Consider the following 20,518-nt stretch of genomic DNA (forward strand, 5'->3'; position numbering starts at 1 on the left):
TCGCGCGCGACTAGTGGCACTTTGCAAACTATTTGCGATTTGATGTGTCGATAAAAACCGACAGTGTTAACAGTTGTTTCGAGCAAGCGCTGTTCGACTGAATTACACTGACCTCCACCCTCCTCAACTGTAACAAGGAATAACCTATGGGCGTGATCAGTGAGTTCAAGGCCTTCGCGGTCAAAGGTAATGTGGTCGACATGGCCGTCGGTATCATCATCGGTGCTGCCTTCGGCAAGATTGTTTCCTCATTTGTAGGCGACGTGATAATGCCTCCCATCGGCCTGCTGATCGGTGGCGTGGACTTTGCCGATCTGGCCGTCACGCTCAAGGCAGCACAGGGTGATGTACCCGCTGTTGTGCTGGCTTACGGCAAGTTCATCCAGAGCATCATCGACTTTATAATCGTCGCGTTTGCAATCTTCATGGGTGTGAAGGCGATCAACCGTCTGAAACGTGAAGAAGCCGTGGCCCCAAGCTTGCCGCCGACGCCAAGCAAAGAAGAAGTGCTGCTGGGCGAGATCCGCGATCTGCTCAAGGCACAGAACAACAAGCCGCTTTAACCTGCGGATGCAAAAAAGGCGCCTCGCAAGGCGCCTTTTTTCTACCAATAATTTTCTACCGCCACCTGGCCAGGTCGTCGGCTCAGGCTCAGTTGCATGTCCCGCTGCTTGAGCAATTGGCGCGTATCATCGACCATCTGCGGGTTGCCGCAAATCAGTACACGCGAATCCTGTGCCGTCAGCTCCACGCCGGCGGCCCGCTCCAATTCGCCATTTTCGATCAAGGCCGTAATACGCCCATTCAACGCGCCCGGATGCTGCTCGCGGGTGACGATGGGAATGTAGGTGAGCTTGTGGGCGTACTCGGCCAGGTACTCGCGCTCACCCAGCGTGTCGATCAGCGACTGGTAGGCCAGTTCCTTGGCTTCCCGGGCGCTGTACACCAGGATGATGCGCTCGAATTTTTCCCACACTTCGAAGTCCTGCAGGATCGACAGGAACGGCGCGACGCCCGTTCCGGTTCCCAGCAACCACAAGTCACGCCCGTCGACAAAGCGGTTGAGGGTCAGAAACCCGGTGGCCTGGCGCTCGACCAGCAAGGTATCGCCCACCTTCAGGCGGCTCAGTTCACTGGTGAACTCACCACCGGGGACCACGATGGAAAAGAAATCCAGATGCTCGTCAAACGGCGAAGACACGATGGAATAGGCACGCCAGACGGTGCTGCCATTCGCCTTGGTAACGCCCAGGCGCACGAACTGGCCGGCGGTAAAACGAAAACCGGCATCGCGGGTGGTGCGCAGGGTGAACAGGCTGGGGGTCAGCGATTGCACATCGAGCAGGGTCTGGCGGGTAAATTTCTCAGCACTGGCCGTCATGGGGGGCTCCGTTTTGCACAGGCCGTTAGTGTCCCTCAAAACAGACCGCGCAAACACTGATGATTGGTACTGGCTTTGCCGTCACTCAAGGTTCACGCGGGTGGCCTGCGCGTTTTTTAACCAGTCCAACAGGTCAGCCATGGCTCCACGCTGGCACTAATTATTTGGCTATTAACGCGCCCTGAATACCTCACTAGATGAAGCGGTACTTAAAGCGACATCACTTTGACACTACCTTCAAGACCTTAAAAGTATTGAAAAAAAGATACCTGCCTAGCGCTCTTATACAAAGCTCCAAGTCTTGTACAAAACCGGCCAACTAGACAAACCCTACAAGTAAAATATTTTTCAAGCTCAGTTGTAGGACTTACCCTACACTTGTTTTCGAGCTGCAATGGGGGATCAGGACGTACCCAGGTCACATATACACGCATGGAGAGTCACCGATGGTCAATTGGCATAATGCCCGGCTGCCCAAGCTGGACGGCGAGAGTGAAATCACCAGTGTGTTTGAGATGGTGATAAACCACACTTATGAACTAGGTTTCGAATATTGCTCCTTTACCATGAGTTCCCAATCACAAAGCACTCAAACAAAACCCATTTTGTTTAATAACTACCCAAATGAATGGCTTAGTATTTATAAACAAGCGCACTTCTTCGATGTAGACCCCGTTGTAACCCACTGTAAAACCTCGGTACTGCCTATTCTCTGGGAACAAAAAACCTTTGCCAACACCCCCAAGCTGTGGGAATTGGCCCAGTCATGCGGGGTGCATTTAGGCTGGACCCAAGCCGTGCATGACTTCCAGGGTGTATTCAGCATGCTGACCCTGGTTCGCAGCAAGGGCGAGGTCAGCCCTGAAGAGCTTTACGAAAAAGCCGGCCAGGTGTTGTGGCTTTGCCATGCGATGCATGCGGTCGTCGCGCAGAAGTACGCCGACGCCCCCGACATCAAAGCGCCCAGCAAATTGACTGCCCGGGAAACAGAAATCCTCAAGTGGTCGGCGATGGGCAAGACCGCCTCGGAGATTGCCGCGATTCTTTGCCTGTCCGAGCGCACCGTGGGGTTTCATATCAGCAGTACCTTCAAGAAACTGGGCGTGCATAACAAGATCCAGGCGGTGCTGCGCGCCGCTAAAGCCGGGCTGTTTTAGCCCACGTAAAACACCGCATGTCATCGCGTTGAAAAAAACGTAACATTTACGGCCAATTCTGAGTGTTGAGGGTGCGCTTTCCACGGTGGCCCCGCCGTTCACTCAGACGGTCCGTCGATTACCCAGAGCCTCGCCCCGCCATGCCCCTGCTTGACAGCCCTTTCGCCCAGCTCGACCTGATTCGTCAGCCAGAGCAACACAATGATCCGCTGCAAGCCTTCGATGCCGCCGACGAATACCTGCTCAGCCACCTCGCCGCGCAACAGCCCACTGCCGCCACCCGCGTGCTGGTGCTCAATGACAGCTTCGGCGCCCTGGCAGCCAGCCTTCAAGGCCAGGTGCAAGTGACCTCCAGCGGTGACTCGTTCCTCGCCGCTCAGGGCCTGGAGAAAAACCTGGTGCGCAACGGCAAGCCCTTTGATGCCGTGCCCTTCATACCGGCCAGCCAGCTCGCGACCGGGCCGTTCGATCGCGTGTTGATCCGCGTGCCGAAAACCCTGGCGTTGCTGGAAGAACAACTGATCCGCCTGCAAGGGCAACTGGCGCCCGGCGCCGAGGTGATCGCAGGTGCAATGGTCAAGCATTTGCCACGGGCTGCGGGCGAATTGCTGGAGCGTTACATCGGGCCCATGCACGCCTCATTGGCGGTCAAAAAGGCGCGGTTGCTGATTGCCAGCGTCGAGCCGCGCCCTGCCGCGGTCTCGCCCTACCCGACCCGCTATACCCTGGATGCGCCGGTCATCGAGTTGTGTAACCACGCCAACGTCTTTTGCCGCGAAGGCCTGGACATCGGCACCCGTGCCTTCCTGCCGCACCTGCCAAAAAACCTGGGCAGTGCACGCGTGGCGGACCTGGGCTGCGGCAACGGCGTACTGGCGATTGCCAGCGCCCTGCAGAACCCCGACGCGCACTACACCTTGGTGGATGAGTCGTATATGGCAGTGCAATCGGCCGCCGAAAACTGGCAAGCCGCGTTGGGTGAACGGGACGTCAGCGTACGTGCCGACGATGGCCTGGCCGGCCAGGAGGCGCAATCGCTGGACGTGGTGCTGTGCAACCCACCGTTCCACCAACAACAAGTGGTGGGCGACTTCCTCGCCTGGCGCATGTTCCAGCAGGCACGCGAAGCGCTGGTGATCGGCGGCGCCTTGTACATCGTCGGGAATCGTCACCTGGGCTACCACAGCAAGCTGGCGCGGCTGTTCCGCGGTGTCGAGCAAGTAGCGGCCACGCCCAAGTTCGTCATCCTCAAGGCGCGTAAATAAAAAAGCCCTGCTTATTGTAGGAGCGAGCTTGCTCGCGAAAAACCTGAGAACACCGCGGGGCGTCAGGCACCCCGCGTTATCGTTGACGTTTTTCGCGAGCAAGCTCGCTCCTACAGTGTCAATGCGTGCTCAGGCCTGCCGCATTCATGAACATGCGCATCAGGCTGGCCACCACGAACAGGGCCAGCACGCTGCCGGTCCAGATCATCGCCAGCCACCCCAGGCGCCGCCACAACGGCTGCTTCTCGGCCTGTTCAATCTCATGCAACGAAGGTTTTGACATGTTTCAACCCTCCTAGTGATAGCCGTCTTCGTGGGTGACCTTGCCGCGGAACACGTAGTAGCTCCAGAAGGTATAGCCCAGGATAAACGGGATGATGAACAGCGTGCCCACCAGCATGAAGCCCTGGCTTTGCGGCGGCGCGGCGGCATCCCAGATCGACACGGACGGCGGGATGATGTTCGGCCACAGGCTGATCCCCAAGCCACTGTAGCCGAGGAAAATCAGCACCAGCGTCAACAGGAACGGCGTGTAGTGCGCATTACGTGCCACGGCGCGGATCAGCCCGTACATGGTGACCAGCACCAGGATCGGCACCGGCAGGAACCAGAACAGGTTCGGCAAGGTGAACCAGCGCGACGCGATTTCCGGGTGGGTCAGCGGCGTCCAGATGCTGACGATGCCGATAACCGCCAACACTACAAACGCCAAAGGCCGCGCCAGGTTGTGCATCTGCTCCTGCAACTTGCCTTCGGTCTTCATGATCAGCCAGGTGCAGCCGAGCAAGGCATACGCCACGATCAGCGCCACTCCGCAGAACATCGTGAAGGGTGTGAGCCAATCCAGTGAACCGCCGGCGAACTGGCGATCCACCACCGGAATACCGTCGATAAAGGCGCCCAACGCCACCCCCTGGAAGAAAGTCGCCGCCAGCGAGCCGCCAATAAACGCCTTGTCCCACAGGTGACGCTTGTGGTCCTTGGCCTTGAAGCGGAACTCAAAGGCCACGCCGCGGAAGATCAGGCCGATCAGCATCAGGATCAGCGGCAGGTACAGCGCCGACAACACCACCGAATAGGCCAGCGGGAACGCGCCGAACAACGCCGCGCCCCCGAGTACCAGCCAGGTTTCGTTGCCGTCCCATACGGGCGCCACGGTGTTCATCATCACGTCACGGTCGACTTTGCCCGGAACAAACGGGAAAAGAATGCCGATCCCCAGGTCGAAGCCGTCCATGACCACGTACATCATGATGCCGAAGATGATGATCACGGCCCAGATCAGCGGAAGATCAATACCCATCTCAATTCCCCTTGTGCTGGATGTGGTCGTGGTCGTTATCACTGCCATCGTCGGCAGCAGACAACGGACGCGCGGGGGTGCGTTTCTGGCCGGGGCCACCATGGGCGGGCTCGGTACTGTCGTGGGTCACGGGGCCTTTGCGCACCAGGCGCATCATATAGCCCAGGCCCGCGCCGAACAGCGCGAAGTACACCACCACGAACAACACCAGGGTAATGGTCATCTGCGTCAGGCTATGCCCGGAGGAGGCATCCGCCGTGCGCATCAACCCGTAGACCACCCAGGGCTGGCGACCAATTTCGGTGGTGAACCAACCGGCAAGAATCGCAATCAGCCCAGACGGGCCCATCCACAGCGCCAGGTACAGGAACGGTTTGGACGTGTACATCTTGTCGCCCCGGCGCAGCCACAGGCTGAACAGACCGGTGAAGATCATCAGGAACCCCAGGCCGACCATGACCCGGAACGACCAGAACACAACGGTGGAGTTGGGGCGGTCTTCAGGTGGGAACTCCTTGAGCGCCGGCACCTGCTTGTCCAGGGAGTGAGTCAGGATCAGGCTGCCCAGGTACGGAATCTCGACCGCGTATTTGGTTTTCTCGGCTTTCATGTCCGGCCAACCGAACAAAATCAGCGGCGTGGGCTCGTTGCCGATATTTTCCCAGTGGCCTTCAATCGCGGCGATCTTGGCCGGTTGATGCTTGAGGGTATTGAGGCCGTGGAAGTCGCCGATCACCGCCTGGATGGGCGCAACGATCAGGGCCATCCACATCGCCATCGAGAGCATTTTGCGGATCGCCGGGTTGTCCTTGCCGCGCAGTAAATGCCAGGCCGCCGACGAGCCGACGAAGAACGCCGTGGCAACAAAAGCAGCCGTGGCCATGTGCATCAGGCGGTAGGGGAACGACGGGTTGAAGATCACCGCCAGCCAGTCGGTCGGTATTACGCGGCCATCGATGATTTCAAAGCCCTGGGGCGTCTGCATCCAGCTGTTGGAGGCAAGAATCCAGAACGTGGAGATCAACGTACCCACGGCCACCATCACCGTGGCGAAGAAGTGCAGCTTGCGCCCCACCTTGTTCCAGCCGAACAACATCACGCCCAGGAAACCGGCCTCGAGGAAGAAGGCCGTGAGCACTTCGTACGTCAGCAACGGCCCGGTGACGGCACCGGCGAAGTCCGAGAAGCGGCTCCAGTTGGTACCGAACTGGTACGCCATGACCAGGCCCGATACCACACCCATGCCGAAGTTGACGGCAAAGATCTTCGACCAGAAGTGGTAGAGGTCACGGTAGGTGTCGTTGTGGGTCTTGAGCCACAAGCCCTCCAGCACCGCAAGGTAACTGGCCAGGCCGATGGTGATCGCCGGGAACAGGATGTGGAATGAGATGGTGAACGCGAATTGAATTCGGGCGAGATCTAGCGCCTCCAAACCGAACATAAGTCTTCCTCTGTCAGGTAATACCGGCTGCTGGCTGGGAGCCTGCACCCACTGCCCCCACGGATATGGAGTGTGGCGAATTTCAATTCGTTTCTTTTATTACCCATCGCGTGGGGAATCTGGCCTTGCGGCCGCCAGAACAATCCCGGGGCAGGTTTTGATCTGGATCAAGCATCGTTGAAAGAGTAGTCCCATTTTTGCTGTAGGACTGTGTGGTCTTTTGCCGCGTGACAGCTTGCCTCAGCTCAGTTCTTGCAACTATTTGTTACAGCTTGATGCTAATCTCGCCATTCTCCCGTTGCCGACCTGATTGCCGATGCCCAGTGAACCTGCGTTGCTGTTACGTCACCACCGCCCTTTCATCGCGTTCTGGCTGGCGCGGATCTTTACCGCCAGCGGCTTCCAGATGCTCACCGTGGCGATCGGCTGGAACCTGTACCAGCTGACCGGCAACGTCTTGGACCTGGGCCTGGTCGGCCTGGTGGAATTCGTGCCGCGCGTGCTGTTCATGCTGCACACCGGGCACGTGGCGGATCGCTATGAACGCCGCCGGGTCGCTGCCATCTGCCAGACCTTGCAGGCGCTGATCGCCTTGTCCCTGGCCATCGGCGGCCTGACCGGCAACGTGACTCGCGAGATGATCTTCATCCTCGCCTTCCTGCTCGGCGCTGCGCGCTCATTTGAAATGCCCACCACCCAGGCACTGTTGCCGAGCATCGTGCCCAGCGCGCTGTTCCCCCGGGCCGTGGCGGCATCGCAATCGGCCCAGCAACTGGCGACCATCGTCGCACCGGCCGTGGGCGGTTTGCTTTACGCGTTTGGCAGCGTGTGGGTGTACGGCCCCACCGTGGCGCTGTACCTGATCGCCTGCGTGCTGACACTTAACCTGCCCGCACGCCAGACTCCGCTGAACAAAGCCAAGGCCACCCTGGACTCGCTGCTGGCCGGCATACGCTTTATCCGCAGCCGCCCGGACATTCTTGGCGCCATCTCCCTGGACCTGTTTGCCGTGCTGCTGGGCGGCGCCACCGCGCTGTTACCGGTGTTCGCCAAGGACATCCTGCTGACCGGTGCCTGGGGCCTGGGCCTGCTGCGGTCGGCCCCGGCCGTGGGCGCATTGCTGATGTCACTGTGGCTGGCGCGGTTCTCAGTAGACCGCAAGGTGGGCCGCGTGATGTTCACCGCCGTCGGCGTGTTCGGGGTGGCAACCATCGCCTTCGGCCTGTCGACTTCGTTCTGGTTTTCACTGGCGGTGCTGGTGGTACTGGGCGCGGCAGACATGATCAGCATGGTGATCCGTGCATCGTTCGTGCAGTTGGAAACGCCAGATGAAATGCGCGGGCGAGTGAGTGCGGTCAATGGCCTGTTTATCGGTGCGTCCAATCAATTGGGCGAATTCGAATCCGGGATTACCGCCCACTGGTTTGGCACCGTGCCTGCGGTGGTGATGGGCGGGGTTGGCACCCTGGTGGTGACCGGGGTGTGGATCAAGCTGTTCCCGACCCTGGCCAACCGGGATCGCATGCATGTGCCGGTGGAAGAAACCAAGCCATAGGCTTCACCGCCATACCCTGTGGGAGCCGGGCTTGCCCGCGATAGCGGTGTATCAGGCAACTTTCTGGTGGCTGATACACCGCTATCGCAGGCAAGCCAGCTCCCACACTGGAACTTCATTGGTCTGACGGTTTGGGCTATAGCACCTTATCCAAGGTAATCGGAAACTCCCGAACCCGCTTGCCGGTGGCATGGTAAACCGCATTCGCCACCGCCGCCGCTACCCCGACAATGCCGATTTCCCCCACGCCCTTGGACCCGAGCGCATTGACGATCTCGTCGTGCTCTTCGACAAACAGCACGTCAATCTCGCCAATATCGGCGTTCACCGGGATGTGGTACTCGGCCAGGCTGTGGTTCATGTAACGCCCCAGCTCATGGTCGACCTGGGTCTCTTCATGCAGGGCCATGCCAATGCCCCACACCACGCCGCCAAGGATCTGGCTGCGGGCCATCTTGGGGTTGACCACGCGCCCCGCGGCAATGGCGCTGACCACACGGCTGACCCTGATGGTGCCCAGGTCTTCATCAACCCGCACCTCGACAAACACCGCCGAATGGGTCGCGCAGGCATAGCCCTGGCGCTTCTTGTCCGGCTCGCTGTCAACCTGTGCTTGCAGCACCTCCTCACCGCTGTCCTTGACCAGTTGCGCCAACGAAACACTCACATCACCGGCATGCAGTTGGCCCTCTTCAAACCGCACGGCTTCGGCGTCCTTGAACACCGGGTAGGTCTGCCGGGCGACCTGGAGCAACTTGGCATTCAGCGCTTCACAGGCTTGCTGCACCGCCGTACCCACCGAGGACACGGTAAACGAGCCGCCCTGCAACGGCGCCGTGGGCAACGACGAATCGCCCAGCACAAAACGCACGTCGGCCATGGCCACGCCGCTGGCCTGGGAGGCGATCTGGGTCATCACCGTGTAGGTGCCAGTGCCAATGTCGGTGGTGGCGCTGCTGACGGTGAGCTTGCCCTGCGCGTCGAGGCGCGCCTTGGCGCTGGCTTTCATCTGCATGGCCTCCCACACGCCGCCGGCCATGCCCCAGCCGATCAGTTGGCGGCCGTCACGCATGCTACGCGGTTCCGGGTTGCGTTGGTGCCAGCCGAAGCGTTCGGCGCCTTCGCTGTAGCACTCGCGCAGGGCCTTGCTCGACCAGGGTTTGTCTTCGTTCTGGTTACGTTCGGCGTAGTTGATCAGGCGCAATTGCACCGGGTCGATGGCCAGGGCACACGCCAGTTCGTCCATGGCGCACTCCAGGCCGAGCACGCCTAGTGCGGCGCCGGGGGCACGCATGTCCAGCGGGGTAAACACATCCAACGGCGCCAACTTGTACGTCAGTTGCACGTTGTCGCAGTGATAGAGCATGCCGCTCCACTCCACCACGTGCTCGCTGAAATCCTCAAAGCGCGACGTCTGGCCAATCGCGGTATGCCCCAACGCCAGCAAGCGACCATTGGCGGCGGCGCCCATCTGCAAACGCTGCAAGGTGCGCGGACGATAGCCGAAGGTGAACATCTGTTGGCGCGTCAGGGTGACGCGCACCGAGCGTTTGAGCGCCATGGCCGCCATCACCGCGAGCGGCAATTGGTATTGCGGGCGCAGGCCCGAACCGAAGGCGCCACCGACGAAAGCGGCGAAGATGCGCACCTGGCGCTTGTCCAAGCCGAAGACTTTTTGCACATAGGCCTGGCAGTTCTGCGGGCCCTGGGTCTTGTCGTGGATATGCAGAGTGCCATCGGACTGATACAGCACGGTGCTGGCGTGGGGTTCCATCGGGTTGTGATGCTCGATGGGCGTGCTGTAGTGCAGGTCCAGACTGATTGCGGCACCGGCCCATTCAGCTTCGAAGTTGCCTCGCGGTTCGGGCGGGGTCTGGGGCGACGGGTGCGCCGCCGCTTGCTGGGTGAGCAGGTCGGTTTCGAAGGTTTCGGGCGCGTAGTCGATCTGCACCAGCGAGCCGGCGTGCCGCGCCAGTTCGAGGTTATCGGCAATCACCAGGGCCAGGGGCTGGCCGCTGTAGAGCACGCGGTCGTTATACAGCGGACGAAAAGGCGAGCCATCGGCCGCATCGGCATCGGCGAACGCCTCGTCATAGCTGGCGATTTTCGGCCGGTTGAGGTGATGGATCACGTCCACTACACCGGGCAAGGCCAACGCCTTGGACGCATCGATGCTCAGCACCCGGCCTTTGGCGATAGTGCTCGACACCACGCTGCCATGCAGCAGGCCGTCCTCGGGAAACTCACCGGCATAGCGAGCTTGGCCGGTGACCTTGAGCAGACCGTCGACGCGGTCCAGGGGTTTGCCGATGGCGCTCATGGCTGTTCTCCTGCGACGGCGGCGTCGCTCAGGGCACGAATGATTGCTCGCCGCGCCAGCTTGACCTTGAAGCCGTTGTGTTCCAACGGTTCGGCGTCTTGCAGCAGGGCGTCGGCGGCGGCGCTGAAGGTTTCGCGGCTGACCGTGCGGCCAATCAGCAAGGCTTCCACTGCGCGGTCACGCCATGGTTTATGCGCCACACCGCCCAAGGCCAGGCGGGCGTCGATGATTTCATCGCCGTCCAGTTCCAAGGCGGCGGCCACCGAAACCAAGGCAAAGGCATAGGAGGCACGGTCACGGATTTTCAGGTAATGGCTGTGGCGGGCCAGGTGATCGGCGGGCAGCTCAATGGCCGTGATCAGCTCATCGTCGGCCAATTGGTTGTCACGTTGCGGCGCATCGCCTGGCAATCGATGGAAGTCGGCGAACTCGATCACCCGCGCACCGCCACGTCCCTCTACATGCACCCGCGCCGCAAGCGCCGCCAGGGCCACGCACATGTCCGATGGATGGGTGGCCACGCACTGTTCACTGGCGCCGAGGATCGCATGGATACGGTTCAAACCGTTGCGCGCCGGGCAGCCGCTGCCGGGCTGGCGCTTGTTGCACGGTACCGCGGCGTCGTAGAAGTAATAGCAACGGGTGCGCTGCAACAGGTTGCCGCCGGTACTGGCCATGTTGCGTAACTGCGGGGACGCCCCGGCGAGGATGGCCTGGGACAGCAACGGGTAACGCTGCTCAATGAGTGGGTGCCAGGCCAGGTCTGCGTTACTCACCAGCGCACCGATACGTAGGCCACCCTCGGCGGTCTCTTGAATGTCATGCAGCGGCAAGCCGGTGATGTCGATCAGGTGCTCGGGATGGCTGATGTTTTCCTTCATCAGGTCCAGCAGGTTGGTGCCACCGGCGATAAAGCGCGAGGCGGCGCTGCTCATCTGAACGGCCTGCTGCACATCGGTCGGCCTGCTGTAGTGGAAGGGATTCATGACTCACCTCCCTGGCGACGGCAGGCCGGCAGCGCGTCTTCGATGGCATCGCGGATGTTGTTGTAGGCGCCGCAGCGGCACAGGTTGCCGCTCATCAATTCCTGTATCTGCGCACGGTCGTGGGCGCGGCCTTCATTGGCCAGGCCCACGGCAGAACAGATCTGCCCGGGGGTGCAATAGCCGCACTGGAAAGCGTCGTGCTGGATAAAGGCCTGTTGCATGGGATGCAGTTGGTCGCCGTCGGCCAGGCCTTCGATGGTGGTCAATTCGGCGCCGTCGCACATCACGGCCAGGGTCAGGCAGGCATTCACGCGTTTGCCGTCACGCAATACAGTGCAGGCGCCGCACTGGCCGTGGTCGCAGCCTTTTTTGCTGCCCACCAGGTCCAACTGTTCACGCAGCAAGTCCAGCAAGGTGGTCCAGGGCAACACGTTCAGTTGGCGATCCTGGCCGTTGAGTGTCAGGCGTATCGGGTGGGCGACGAACGGCTGGGCCGCCGCGCCATTGGGGGTCGCGCTCATAAACACCTCACGGGTTGGTGTACGTCCGCGGCGTTCAGAAAAATCGCCGTCTTAGGGGTACGACTTCCCGGGGTTTTGAGCGTTCAAGATGATTGATCAGCGGATATTGAGCTGGGCTTTCAGGGTGTTTTGCGGCGGGTTGATCGAGGTATTGGTGAATTCGAACCAGCCCTGGGCCTGGACGTTCAGGTCGAACACATAGATGTAGCCCATCAGGGTGCCCACGCCGTTGCACGCCTCACTGATGTTGCCGACCTGGCACACCGCTGTGCGTTGCCCATTCAACTCCGCGCCGTTGAAGCGGCCCATGGGGCTGTTGCCCAGGCCCACTTCCATCACCGAGACCTGGGTGGGCCCGCGGTGCTCGCACATCTGGGTGGTGTTGACCCGCTCCGGGATCGCTTCGCTGCAGTTGGCCGATTCCACCTTGAACACCCGCACCTCGCTCAAGGCCGGTGCAGCCGCGCCCCATGCCGGTGCCGCGCCCAGCCACAGGCTGATACTGGCGATCAGAGCTAGACTCCACAGGTTGGCTTTTTTCATGCTGGCAATGACCCGGTATTGAACGTCGGCGCAGTATGCCTCAAGCCCATGCGCCACACAGCCTCGGCTGCTGGTATGATGCGCCGCTTTTTCCGATCCTCTCTGAAACCACAAGCGTTTGGCGCAGTTTGTGCTTTGACTTAGAGGTCAACAAATCACGACGCACACTAGCGTCACAGGGAGCCGGCATGCTGGAAAAGCTGTTTCAACTCAAAGCCCACAACACCAATGTGCGCACCGAGATTCTCGCGGGGATCACCACCTTCCTGGCCATGGCCTACATCCTCTTCGTGAACCCGAGCATCCTCGGCGAGACCGGCATGGACAAGGGCGCGGTGTTTGTCGCCACCTGCCTGGCGGCCGCCATCGGTTCGACCGTGATGGGCCTGATCGCCAACTACCCGATTGCCCTGGCACCGGGCATGGGCCTCAACGCCTTCTTCACCTACACCGTGGTCCTGCACATGGGCCACACCTGGCAGGTGGCGCTGGGCGCGGTATTCATTTCGGCGGTGCTGTTTTTCCTGCTGTCGATCTTCCGCATTCGTGAGTGGATCATCAACGCCATCCCGCTGCCGCTGCGCTCGGCGATTGCTGCCGGTATCGGCCTGTTCCTGGCGCTGATCGCCCTGCATAACGCCGGTATCGTGGTGAGCAATCCGGCCACCATGGTTGGCCTGGGCGACCTGAAACAACCGGCGCCGATCCTGGCCACCCTGGGTTTCGTGCTGATCGTCGCGCTGGAAGCCCTGGCCGTACGCGGCGCAGTGCTGATCGGCATCCTGGCGGTGACCGTCGCCTCCATCGTCCTGGGCTTCACGCCGTTCATCGGTGTGACCTCAGTACCGCCGTCCCTGGCGCCGACCTTCCTGCAGCTGGATATCAAGGGCGCGCTGGACATCGGCCTGGTCAGTGTGATCTTCGCCTTCCTGTTCGTTGACCTGTTCGACAACTCCGGCACCCTGATCGGCGTGGCCAAGCGCGCCGGCCTGATGGGTAAGGACGGCCATATGCCGAAAATGGGCCGCGCACTGATCGCCGACAGTACCGCCGCCATGGCCGGTTCCCTGCTGGGCACCTCGACCACCACCAGCTACATCGAATCGGCCGCAGGCGTGAGCGCCGGTGGCCGTACCGGCTTGACCGCCATCGTGGTCGCGATCCTGTTTTTGCTGGCGTTGTTCTTCTCGCCATTGGCCGCCAGCGTGCCGGCCTATGCCACCGCGCCAGCCTTGCTGTTTGTGGCGGTGCTGATGAGCCAAGGCCTGGCCGAAATCGACTGGGACGACATTACGGTGGCAGCGCCGGTGGTGATCACCGCCCTGGCGATGCCCTTCACTTACTCCATCGCCAACGGCATCGCCTTCGGTTTCATCGCCTGGACCGCTATCAAGCTGCTTTCGGGCCGCTACCGTGAGCTGAATCCGGCACTGGTGATCCTGTCGATCCTGTTTGTGATCAAGCTGGGCTGGTTCAACGCATGACTTTCGACGCCGCAAGTTACACCGTTCAACTGCAAGACAAGGTCACGCGCCTGCGTGACCTGCTCGCACCGTTCGACGCGCCCGAGCCGCAGGTCTTCGACTCGCCGCTGCAGCACTTCCGCCTGCGCGCGGAGTTCCGCCTGTGGCGCGAAGGCGGCGAGCGCCACTACGCGATGTTCTCCCAGGAGGACAAGCGCACGCCGATCCTCATCGAAGAGTTCCCCATCGCCAGCCAGCGCATCAACCAGTTGATGCCGCAACTCAAGGCCGCCTGGCAAGCCAGCGCCGCCCTGAGCCACAAGCTGTTCCAGGTGGAGTTCCTCACCACCCTGGCCGGCGACGCGATGATCACCCTGTGTTATCACCGCCCGCTGGACGAACATTGGCACACCGCCGCGAACACATTGGCCGCTGAGCTGAATGTGAGCATCATCGGCCGTTCCAAGGGCAAGCGCGATGTGATCGGCCACGACTACGTGGTGGAGAAACTCGACGTCGGTGGGCGCACCTTCAGCTATCGCCAACCCGAAGGCGCGTTCACCCAGCCCAACGGCACGGTGAACCAGAAGATGCTCAACTGGGCCTACGAAGCGCTGGGTGATCGCCCGGACGATTTGTTGGAGCTGTACTGCGGCAACGGCAACTTCACCCTGCCGCTGGCGACCCGCGTGCGCAAGGTGCTGGCCACCGAGATCAGCAAGACCTCAGTGAATGCGGCCCTGAGCAACCTGGATGAAAATGGCGTGGAGAACGTCACCCTGGTACGCCTCTCCGCCGAAGAACTCACCCAAGCCCTGAACGAAGTGCGCCCGTTCCGCCGCCTGCACGGCATCGACCTGAAAAGTTACGAGTTCGGTAGCGTCTTCGTCGACCCGCCCCGCGCTGGCATGGACCCGGACACCTGCGAGCTGACCCGGCGCTTCGACAACATCCTGTACATCTCCTGCAACCCGGAGACGCTGGCGGCGAATATCGCGCAACTGCACGACACGCACCGGATCACCCAGTGTGCAATGTTTGACCAGTTCCCGTGGACGCACCATATGGAGTCGGGCGTGTTGCTGACCCGCCGATAAACCTGTGGGTTGTAGGAGCGAGCTTGCTCGCGAAAAACGTCAACGATAACGCGTGCTTCCTGGATGAACGCGGTGCCTGTGGGGTTTTCGCGAGCAAGCTCGCTCCTACTGTTTATTCAAGTGTCTGTTGTCTCTGGGGGCTGCGGTACTTCCTTGCGTGGCCGGCCACCCTTCTTGCCATTGGCCCGGGCCGCTGCGGTCTTGGCCGCGCTGCTTTTGCGACCATTGCGCGATGCCACCAGGCTGGTTGCCAGGTCCATCAGCGGCTGGCTTGTAGCGATCAACCCAGTGATCGAAACATCCAGGTCCTGCGCTTCACAGCTAATCGCCTTGCCTCCGAAAGTCACTTCCAACTGCTGGAAATCCTTCTCTGAAAACCCTTCGAACTCCGGCAGGCCAGCCACCGGCAACACAACGCGGCTGCCATCGCTGAAGCCAATGGAGAGGCAATCGTTTTCATAACGTACGTTACTGGCGTTGGCGTACAGGCGTTTCAACCTGCGTCCTCGGGCGATTGCCTTGTCAACGTCGGCTTCAGTGAGAGGTACATAAGGTGTGACTTTGGCTTTTATGATTTTCATAAATTAATCCCCACGCAATCTGGCGCTCTTACCAGATTCAAAATAGTCCGTTGCGCTATGACATCGTGCCTGGCGCTGGCGATGACATAGACGCCGTGTCGAATGACCAATCCTGGAACCAACTCACCAGCGTCCCAATTCCAGGAATGATTCTCCAGGCAAACCGTCTGCAGTTTTTCCCACCAAATCCTGCGTGCCCGCGCCAAGTAGTGCCGCTGCATGATCGCCCCGCGTATCTCCTTCAGAAGTGCTGTGGGTGGCCGCCTCCGTTCAGGCTCTACATCCCACAACTCAACTTCCCCATCCAGGAAACTGAAACGAAACCGCGCATCCCATCCCTTGCCCCTGACATGCACATGGGGCGGGCAATGCTCATCCCTGATAAACACCGAAATGACATAGCCTTTGTAAGCACCTACTCTCATCGTAACCCATCCGTTAGGTTATTTTCCGTCAGGTAACAATTTCCCTCTGCCACCCGACAACCGGCTCCTATTCCCGAAGCTGTTTCACAGATTAGTAACCACAAAAAAACCGGCGAATGCCGGGTTGTAACCAGTGATGCCAACGACTGGAACGACCCGGCCAATGCTCGAAAGTCCTCCTCGTTCAGCAACCTCGCGCAATACTTCAACCGAATGCACATCAGCCAGTGATCCAGCAATTGCATTGATTAAACGTTCGATCACCGAACAGATCCGCAGCCATCCATTGACCAAATTAACCAACCAGTACATTTTGACTCCACAACCAATAAGAACTGTGGAGAAGCCTCTATGCCGCCCATCGTGCTGGTGCTCAACGGCCCCAATCTCAACCTGCTCGGCACTCGCGAGCCTGCCACTTATGGCCATGAAACCCTGGCCGACATTGCCGCCTTGTGTGGTCGCAGCGCCGACAAGCTCGGGCTGAAGATCGAGTTTCGCCAGACCAACCACGAGGGCGAATTGCTCGACTGGATCCACGGCGCCCGCAACCGCTGCGCGGGTATTGTGATCAACCCGGCGGCCTGGACTCACACTTCGGTCGCGATCCGCGATGCCCTGGTGGCCAGTGAAGTGCCGGTGATCGAAGTGCATTTATCCAACGTGCATGCCCGTGAAGCCTTTCGTCATCACTCGTTTGTGTCACCGATCGCCCAGGCCGTGCTGGCCGGGTTTGGCAGCCATGGCTACCACCTGGCACTGGAACATTTCAGCCTGACGCTGAAGGGACGCACCTGATGAAACCACGCATACTCGCGGGCCTGATCGGCGCCGGCATCCAGGCCTCACGCACACCGGCACTGCACGAGCAGGAAGGCGACGCCCAGGGCTTGCGCTACCTGTATCGCCTGATCGACCTGGAGCCGCTGCACCTGGACCTCAGCGCCCTGCCGGAATTACTACGGGCCGCCGAGCTGATGCACTTCACCGGGCTGAACATTACCTACCCGTGCAAGCAGGCGATCCTGCCTTTGCTCGATGAGCTCTCCGATGAAGCCAGGGGCATTGGTGCGGTCAACACCGTAGTGTTCAAGGGTGGCAAACGCATCGGTCATAACACCGACTGCCTGGGGTTCGCCGAAGGCTTTCGGCGCAACTTGCACAACGTACCGCGCCAACGCGTGGTGCAGATGGGCGCCGGTGGTGCGGGCGCGGCAGTGGCCCATGCACTGTTGGCAGAAGGCGTGGAGTACTTGAGCATCTTCGATGTCGACCGCACTCGCGCCCAGGACCTTGTGGATAACCTTGCCCAGCAGTTCGGCATCGGTCGCGCTCAAGTCGGCAGCCACTTGGAAAACGCCATGGCCTAAGCCGATGGCCTGGTGAACACCACGCCGATGGGCATGGCCAAGCTGCCCGGCACGCCTGTGCCTGCGGCGTTGTTGCGGGCTGAATTGTGGGTGGCGGAAATTGTGTACTTCCCGCTGGAAACCCAACTGCTGCGCGACGCGCGCGCCTTGGGTTGCCGTACCCTGGATGGCGGCAATATGGCGGTGTTTCAGGCGGTGAAGGCGTTTGAGTTGTTCAGCGGCGAAGTGGCGGATGCAGACAGAATGCTGGCGCACTTCCAGAGCATGAATATCTAGGGATGCAACCCCATCATGATCGTTCCCACGCTCTGCGTGGAAACGCCTCACGTGACGCTCCGCGTCACGACTTTGACAGCAGACGCAGAGCGTCCATGTCGGCATTCCCACGCAGTGCGTGGGAACGATCAGTTCTCAGGCTTGCAGGTAGCGCAGCACCGACTCGCAAATCATCTCCCGATGGCGCTGCTTGATCGCCTCATCCGACAGCTCGATCTGGAAAATCTCGCTGAAGGTGTGCCGGTTGGACACCCGATAAAAGCTGAACGAGTTGATCAGCAAGTGCACATCCAGCGGCTCCAGCCCTTCGCGAAACAGCCCCAACTCAGCCCCGCGGCGCAAGGTCTCCCCCAACCCTTCCAGGATTTTGCTGTTCATCGCCTTGATGGTGTCGGTGCGCTTGACGTACTCGGCGTTGTGGATATTTTCGATGCTGACGATGCGCACGAAATCCACATTCTGGTCGTGGTGATCGAAGGTGAATTCCACCAGCCGGCGAATCGCCTCACGCGGCTCCAGGGCCGTGAGGTTCATGCGGGTTTCGGTGTTGCGGATATCGCCGTAGAGCTTCTCCAATACCTCGACGTATAACTGCTCCTTACTGCCGAAGTAGTAATAGATCATGCGCTTGGAGGTATGGATGCGCTCAGCGATGGCGTCTACGCGAGCGCCGGCCAGGCCCTGTTGAACAAACTCGACAATGGCTTCCTGGAGAATATTCTCCCGGGTCTTTTCCGGATTGTTCTTGCGACTCTTGCGCGGTGCGTCAGCTACCGCGGGGAGATCGGGACTCGAGGTCATGGTGCGCTCACGGCCATTGTTGTGCAGGCGCTGATTATGGGCCGCGGCGCTCCCCGAAGGAAGCACCTGCCTTGCGGTTATAGCCGAGCCTGGCGTACCGCCCCACTGCGCGACTTGGCCATCGCCGCCAGACGCACCGCCACGTTGGCAGCGCCGTAGCCGGCATAGCCATTCTTGCGCTGGATGATCTCGAAGAAAAACCGCCCCTCGAACGCCTCGGTGTACACATGAAACAACTCACCGCCCTGGGCGTCGCGGTCGTACAGCACGTTGTAATACGCCAACTCACTGAGGAACTCATCGTCGAAATCGAAGCGTGCCGCCAGGTCGTCGTAATAGTTGAGCGGGATATCCAGCAACGGCACACCGGCCTCTTTGGCCCGGCGTACCTCGGCGAAAATATCCGCGCAATCGAAGGCAATGTGGTGCACGCCCGAACCGCGATAGCTGGAGAGCGCGTGGGAAATCGCCGTGTTGCGGTTTTCGGAGATATTCAACGGCAGGCGAATCGAACTGCAACGGCTGCGCAACGCACGGCTTTTCACCAGGCCGTAGGGGTCGGGCAGGACCACTTCGTCATCGGCTTCGAAATCCAGCAGGCTTTTGTAGAACAACACCCAACTGTCGAGGCTGTCGGCCGGCAGCGCCATGGCCATATGGTCGATGCGCAGCAAGCCGCCACTGGCGGGTGCAGCCGTTTGCAGGTTGAAATCGGTGTCGTACAGCCCGCCTTCGCTGGGGTCGACCAGGTAAATCAGGCTGCCATCCGGTGCACGCACGGCGGCCAATTCCAGCTCGTTGGGGCCGACCAGGCCGCGATAAGGCTGGCCCTTGTAGGCCACCGCCCGCTCCAGGGCCTTGGCACTGTCCTTGACCCGAATTGCCGTGGCGCACAGCGACGGGCCGTGGGCCTCGAAAAAGTTGTGGGCGAAGGAATAGGGTTCGCAGTTGAGGATCAGGTTGATGTCACCCTGGCGCAACAGGCTCACATTCTTGGAGCGATGCTGGCCGGCCCTGGCGAAACCCAGGCGCTCCAACCAGTGGGTCAGTTTGGCGCCGAGGCTTTCGTCCACGGCAAATTCAAGAAACTCGATACCGTCGTATTCGCTGGCCGCCGGAGTTTCAAACAGGATATCCACGGGCGCAGCGGGGGCTTCTTCAGCCAGGCGCTGGCGGGTTTTTTCTTCCAGGTACAACAGTGACCGCAAGCCATCCGCCGCATTCGCGCGGGTCGGCGCAGCACGAAAACCGTCATTGAAAATTTCCAGGGACAACGGCCCGGTGTAGCCACTCTGGATGATCGGCGCGAGAAAGCCCGCCAGGTCAAATTCGCCCTGGCCTGGGAAGCAGCGGAAATGCCGGCTCCACTCCAGCACATCCATGGCCAGGATCGGCGCGTCGGCCATTTGCACAAAGAAAATCTTGTCGCCGGGGATCTGCGCGATGCCACTCGGGTCGCCCTTGAGCGACAAGGTGTGGAAGCTGTCGAGCAACACACCGAGGCTTGGGTGATCGACCTGGCGCACCAGGTTCCACACCTGCTGCCAGGTGTTCACATGCTTGCCCCAGGCCAGAGCTTCATAGCCGATGCGCAGGCCGCGCTTGCCCGCATGTTCGGCCAGCAGGCTCAGGTCATCGAGCAAAATACGTTCGTCACCCACGCTGTCGGCCGAGGCATTGCTGCACACCAATACCAGATCGGTGCCCAGTTCCTGCATCAAATCGAATTTGCGTTCGGCACGCTCCAGGTTGCGTGCCAGGCGATCACGGCGGCAGCCTTCGAAGTCGCGAAACGGCTGGAACAGGGTGATGGCGATGCCGAGGTCGGCGCACATTTGCCGGACTTCCCGAGGGCTGCCGTCGTAATACAACAAGTCGTTCTCAAAGATCTCCACCCCATCAAACCCGGCGGCGGCGATGGCTTCGAGTTTTTCCGGCAGGGTGCCGCTCAAGGACACAGTGGCAATAGAACGTTGCATGGAAGACTCCCGGCAATTGTTGTTTGTGGCAAATTATTCGCCCCCAGCCTACAG

At 60.5% G+C, this 20,518-nt stretch carries 20 protein-coding genes and 2 pseudogenes; 8 read left to right on the forward strand and 14 right to left on the reverse strand.

The annotated features are described in order from the left end of the window. Positions 1 to 146 precede the first annotated feature (146 nt). Positions 147 to 563 (forward strand): large-conductance mechanosensitive channel protein MscL, encoded by a 417-nt coding sequence (gene mscL / locus GIW79_RS10815; protein ID WP_014720019.1) that lies wholly within the window; start codon positions 147 to 149, stop codon positions 561 to 563. 41 nt (positions 564 to 604) lie between these two features. Here the strand turns inward: mscL and GIW79_RS10820 are convergent, their stop codons facing one another. After that, a complete protein-coding gene (locus GIW79_RS10820) occupies positions 605 to 1,381 on the reverse strand; it encodes a ferredoxin--NADP reductase (RefSeq protein ID WP_096144101.1) in 777 nt (258 codons plus the stop codon). Positions 1,382 to 1,827: 446 nt separating this feature from the next. Here GIW79_RS10820 and GIW79_RS10825 point away from each other — a divergent pair, with 446 nt between their 5' ends. Continuing rightward, positions 1,828 to 2,538, forward strand: a complete 711-nt coding sequence (locus tag GIW79_RS10825) for a helix-turn-helix transcriptional regulator (RefSeq protein WP_034126948.1) — start codon at positions 1,828 to 1,830, stop codon at positions 2,536 to 2,538. Positions 2,539 to 2,678: 140 nt separating this feature from the next. Then, complete coding sequence (locus tag GIW79_RS10830) at positions 2,679 to 3,803, forward strand: methyltransferase (RefSeq protein ID WP_236453583.1); 1,125 nt, start codon at positions 2,679 to 2,681, stop codon at positions 3,801 to 3,803. Between the two features lie 12 nt (positions 3,804 to 3,815). Here the strand turns inward: GIW79_RS10830 and GIW79_RS10835 are convergent. The 4 genes and pseudogenes from GIW79_RS10835 to GIW79_RS10850 all read right to left on the reverse strand — a co-directional run. Next, positions 3,816 to 3,905, reverse strand: a pseudogene (locus GIW79_RS10835) (outer membrane lipoprotein carrier protein LolA); the annotation flags it as partial. 16 nt (positions 3,906 to 3,921) lie between these two features. Beyond that, on the reverse strand, positions 3,922 to 4,086 hold the full coding sequence (locus GIW79_RS10840) for a DUF2474 domain-containing protein (protein WP_003194328.1): 165 nt from the start codon (positions 4,084 to 4,086) through the stop codon (positions 3,922 to 3,924). A 12-nt stretch (positions 4,087 to 4,098) separates the two neighbouring features. Next, entirely contained in the window at positions 4,099 to 5,106 is a 1,008-nt protein-coding gene (gene cydB / locus GIW79_RS10845; protein ID WP_034126946.1) for a cytochrome d ubiquinol oxidase subunit II, read from the reverse strand. A 1-nt stretch (position 5,107) separates the two neighbouring features. Continuing rightward, positions 5,108 to 6,547 carry a cytochrome ubiquinol oxidase subunit I gene (locus GIW79_RS10850; protein WP_014720025.1) on the reverse strand — a complete coding sequence of 480 codons (1,440 nt, stop codon included), beginning with the start codon at positions 6,545 to 6,547 and terminating at the stop codon, positions 5,108 to 5,110. A gap of 316 nt (positions 6,548 to 6,863) precedes the next feature. On the opposite strand from GIW79_RS10850, the gene GIW79_RS10855 reads away from it, so the two are divergent. Beyond that, the gene (locus GIW79_RS10855; protein ID WP_057975523.1) at positions 6,864 to 8,102 is read left to right on the forward strand and encodes an MFS transporter; all 1,239 of its coding nucleotides are present in this window, start codon (positions 6,864 to 6,866) and stop codon (positions 8,100 to 8,102) included. A gap of 136 nt (positions 8,103 to 8,238) precedes the next feature. On the opposite strand, the gene GIW79_RS10860 is transcribed toward GIW79_RS10855, so the two are convergent. From GIW79_RS10860 to GIW79_RS10875, 4 genes are all read right to left on the reverse strand, one after another. Continuing rightward, positions 8,239 to 10,422, reverse strand: a complete 2,184-nt coding sequence (locus GIW79_RS10860; protein ID WP_072448293.1) for a xanthine dehydrogenase family protein molybdopterin-binding subunit — start codon at positions 10,420 to 10,422, stop codon at positions 8,239 to 8,241. Continuing rightward, the gene (locus tag GIW79_RS10865; protein ID WP_020301733.1) at positions 10,419 to 11,408 is read right to left on the reverse strand and encodes an FAD binding domain-containing protein; all 990 of its coding nucleotides are present in this window, start codon (positions 11,406 to 11,408) and stop codon (positions 10,419 to 10,421) included. The genes GIW79_RS10860 and GIW79_RS10865 overlap by 4 nt, the downstream gene beginning before the upstream one ends. Then, a complete protein-coding gene (locus GIW79_RS10870; RefSeq protein WP_034126942.1) occupies positions 11,405 to 11,929 on the reverse strand; it encodes a (2Fe-2S)-binding protein in 525 nt (174 codons plus the stop codon). The genes GIW79_RS10865 and GIW79_RS10870 overlap by 4 nt, the downstream gene beginning before the upstream one ends. A 96-nt stretch (positions 11,930 to 12,025) precedes the next feature. Continuing rightward, positions 12,026 to 12,472 carry a DUF4879 domain-containing protein gene (locus tag GIW79_RS10875; protein WP_236456331.1) on the reverse strand — a complete coding sequence of 149 codons (447 nt, stop codon included), beginning with the start codon at positions 12,470 to 12,472 and terminating at the stop codon, positions 12,026 to 12,028. 188 nt (positions 12,473 to 12,660) lie between these two features. Between GIW79_RS10875 and GIW79_RS10880 the strand changes: the two genes are divergently transcribed. Together GIW79_RS10880 and trmA are read left to right on the forward strand one after the other, a co-directional pair. Continuing rightward, positions 12,661 to 13,956 (forward strand): NCS2 family permease, encoded by a 1,296-nt coding sequence (locus GIW79_RS10880; RefSeq protein WP_003194342.1) that lies wholly within the window; start codon positions 12,661 to 12,663, stop codon positions 13,954 to 13,956. Continuing rightward, the gene (gene trmA / locus GIW79_RS10885) at positions 13,953 to 15,032 is read left to right on the forward strand and encodes a tRNA (uridine(54)-C5)-methyltransferase TrmA (protein ID WP_105228603.1); all 1,080 of its coding nucleotides are present in this window, start codon (positions 13,953 to 13,955) and stop codon (positions 15,030 to 15,032) included. The genes GIW79_RS10880 and trmA overlap by 4 nt, the downstream gene beginning before the upstream one ends. 116 nt (positions 15,033 to 15,148) lie before the next feature. Here trmA and GIW79_RS10890 read toward each other — a convergent pair whose 3' ends face one another. The 3 genes from GIW79_RS10890 to GIW79_RS10900 form a co-directional block, all read right to left on the reverse strand. Next, positions 15,149 to 15,613 carry a DUF2442 domain-containing protein gene (locus GIW79_RS10890; RefSeq protein WP_034126939.1) on the reverse strand — a complete coding sequence of 155 codons (465 nt, stop codon included), beginning with the start codon at positions 15,611 to 15,613 and terminating at the stop codon, positions 15,149 to 15,151. After that, positions 15,610 to 16,038 (reverse strand): DUF4160 domain-containing protein, encoded by a 429-nt coding sequence (locus tag GIW79_RS10895; protein WP_057975527.1) that lies wholly within the window; start codon positions 16,036 to 16,038, stop codon positions 15,610 to 15,612. Before GIW79_RS10895 ends, GIW79_RS10890 begins: the two co-directional genes overlap by 4 nt. Before the next feature lie 84 nt (positions 16,039 to 16,122). Beyond that, the gene (locus GIW79_RS10900; protein ID WP_125919839.1) at positions 16,123 to 16,350 is read right to left on the reverse strand and encodes a hypothetical protein; all 228 of its coding nucleotides are present in this window, start codon (positions 16,348 to 16,350) and stop codon (positions 16,123 to 16,125) included. A 39-nt stretch (positions 16,351 to 16,389) separates the two neighbouring features. Here GIW79_RS10900 and aroQ point away from each other — a divergent pair, with 39 nt between their 5' ends. Continuing rightward, positions 16,390 to 16,836 (forward strand): type II 3-dehydroquinate dehydratase, encoded by a 447-nt coding sequence (gene aroQ, locus GIW79_RS10905; protein WP_019818037.1) that lies wholly within the window; start codon positions 16,390 to 16,392, stop codon positions 16,834 to 16,836. Beyond that, positions 16,836 to 17,684: pseudogene (locus GIW79_RS10910) on the forward strand (shikimate dehydrogenase). Before aroQ ends, GIW79_RS10910 begins: the two are co-directional and overlap by 1 nt. Positions 17,685 to 17,819: 135 nt before the next feature. Here GIW79_RS10910 and GIW79_RS10915 read toward each other — a convergent pair. Together GIW79_RS10915 and quiC are read right to left on the reverse strand one after the other, a co-directional pair. After that, positions 17,820 to 18,485, reverse strand: a complete 666-nt coding sequence (locus GIW79_RS10915) for a TetR/AcrR family transcriptional regulator (protein ID WP_054896166.1) — start codon at positions 18,483 to 18,485, stop codon at positions 17,820 to 17,822. Between the two features lie 77 nt (positions 18,486 to 18,562). After that, entirely contained in the window at positions 18,563 to 20,464 is a 1,902-nt protein-coding gene (gene quiC, locus GIW79_RS10920) for a 3-dehydroshikimate dehydratase QuiC (protein ID WP_034126936.1), read from the reverse strand. Positions 20,465 to 20,518 lie beyond the last annotated feature (54 nt).

This window comes from Pseudomonas sp. PA-7-1E (genome assembly GCF_021605325.1).
Taxonomy (GTDB): domain Bacteria; phylum Pseudomonadota; class Gammaproteobacteria; order Pseudomonadales; family Pseudomonadaceae; genus Aquipseudomonas; species Aquipseudomonas fluorescens_BV.

Coding starts and splice junctions, on each gene's coding strand:
- GIW79_RS10865 (WP_020301733.1), bottom strand. CDS start 11,408: ATGAATCCCTTCCACTACAGCAGGCCGACCGATGTGCAGCAGGCCGTT.
- GIW79_RS10825 (WP_034126948.1), top strand. CDS start 1,828: ATGGTCAATTGGCATAATGCCCGGCTGCCCAAGCTGGACGGCGAGAGT.
- mscL (WP_014720019.1), top strand. CDS start 147: ATGGGCGTGATCAGTGAGTTCAAGGCCTTCGCGGTCAAAGGTAATGTG.
- GIW79_RS10840 (WP_003194328.1), bottom strand. CDS start 4,086: ATGTCAAAACCTTCGTTGCATGAGATTGAACAGGCCGAGAAGCAGCCG.
- trmA (WP_105228603.1), top strand. CDS start 13,953: ATGACTTTCGACGCCGCAAGTTACACCGTTCAACTGCAAGACAAGGTC.
- GIW79_RS10820 (WP_096144101.1), bottom strand. CDS start 1,381: ATGACGGCCAGTGCTGAGAAATTTACCCGCCAGACCCTGCTCGATGTG.
- cydB (WP_034126946.1), bottom strand. CDS start 5,106: ATGGGTATTGATCTTCCGCTGATCTGGGCCGTGATCATCATCTTCGGC.
- GIW79_RS10880 (WP_003194342.1), top strand. CDS start 12,661: ATGCTGGAAAAGCTGTTTCAACTCAAAGCCCACAACACCAATGTGCGC.
- GIW79_RS10855 (WP_057975523.1), top strand. CDS start 6,864: ATGCCCAGTGAACCTGCGTTGCTGTTACGTCACCACCGCCCTTTCATC.
- GIW79_RS10870 (WP_034126942.1), bottom strand. CDS start 11,929: ATGAGCGCGACCCCCAATGGCGCGGCGGCCCAGCCGTTCGTCGCCCAC.
- GIW79_RS10860 (WP_072448293.1), bottom strand. CDS start 10,422: ATGAGCGCCATCGGCAAACCCCTGGACCGCGTCGACGGTCTGCTCAAG.
- GIW79_RS10850 (WP_014720025.1), bottom strand. CDS start 6,547: ATGTTCGGTTTGGAGGCGCTAGATCTCGCCCGAATTCAATTCGCGTTC.
- quiC (WP_034126936.1), bottom strand. CDS start 20,464: ATGCAACGTTCTATTGCCACTGTGTCCTTGAGCGGCACCCTGCCGGAA.
- GIW79_RS10875 (WP_236456331.1), bottom strand. CDS start 12,472: ATGAAAAAAGCCAACCTGTGGAGTCTAGCTCTGATCGCCAGTATCAGC.
- GIW79_RS10890 (WP_034126939.1), bottom strand. CDS start 15,613: ATGAAAATCATAAAAGCCAAAGTCACACCTTATGTACCTCTCACTGAA.
- GIW79_RS10915 (WP_054896166.1), bottom strand. CDS start 18,485: ATGACCTCGAGTCCCGATCTCCCCGCGGTAGCTGACGCACCGCGCAAG.
- aroQ (WP_019818037.1), top strand. CDS start 16,390: ATGCCGCCCATCGTGCTGGTGCTCAACGGCCCCAATCTCAACCTGCTC.
- GIW79_RS10895 (WP_057975527.1), bottom strand. CDS start 16,038: ATGAGAGTAGGTGCTTACAAAGGCTATGTCATTTCGGTGTTTATCAGG.
- GIW79_RS10830 (WP_236453583.1), top strand. CDS start 2,679: ATGCCCCTGCTTGACAGCCCTTTCGCCCAGCTCGACCTGATTCGTCAG.
- GIW79_RS10900 (WP_125919839.1), bottom strand. CDS start 16,350: ATGTACTGGTTGGTTAATTTGGTCAATGGATGGCTGCGGATCTGTTCG.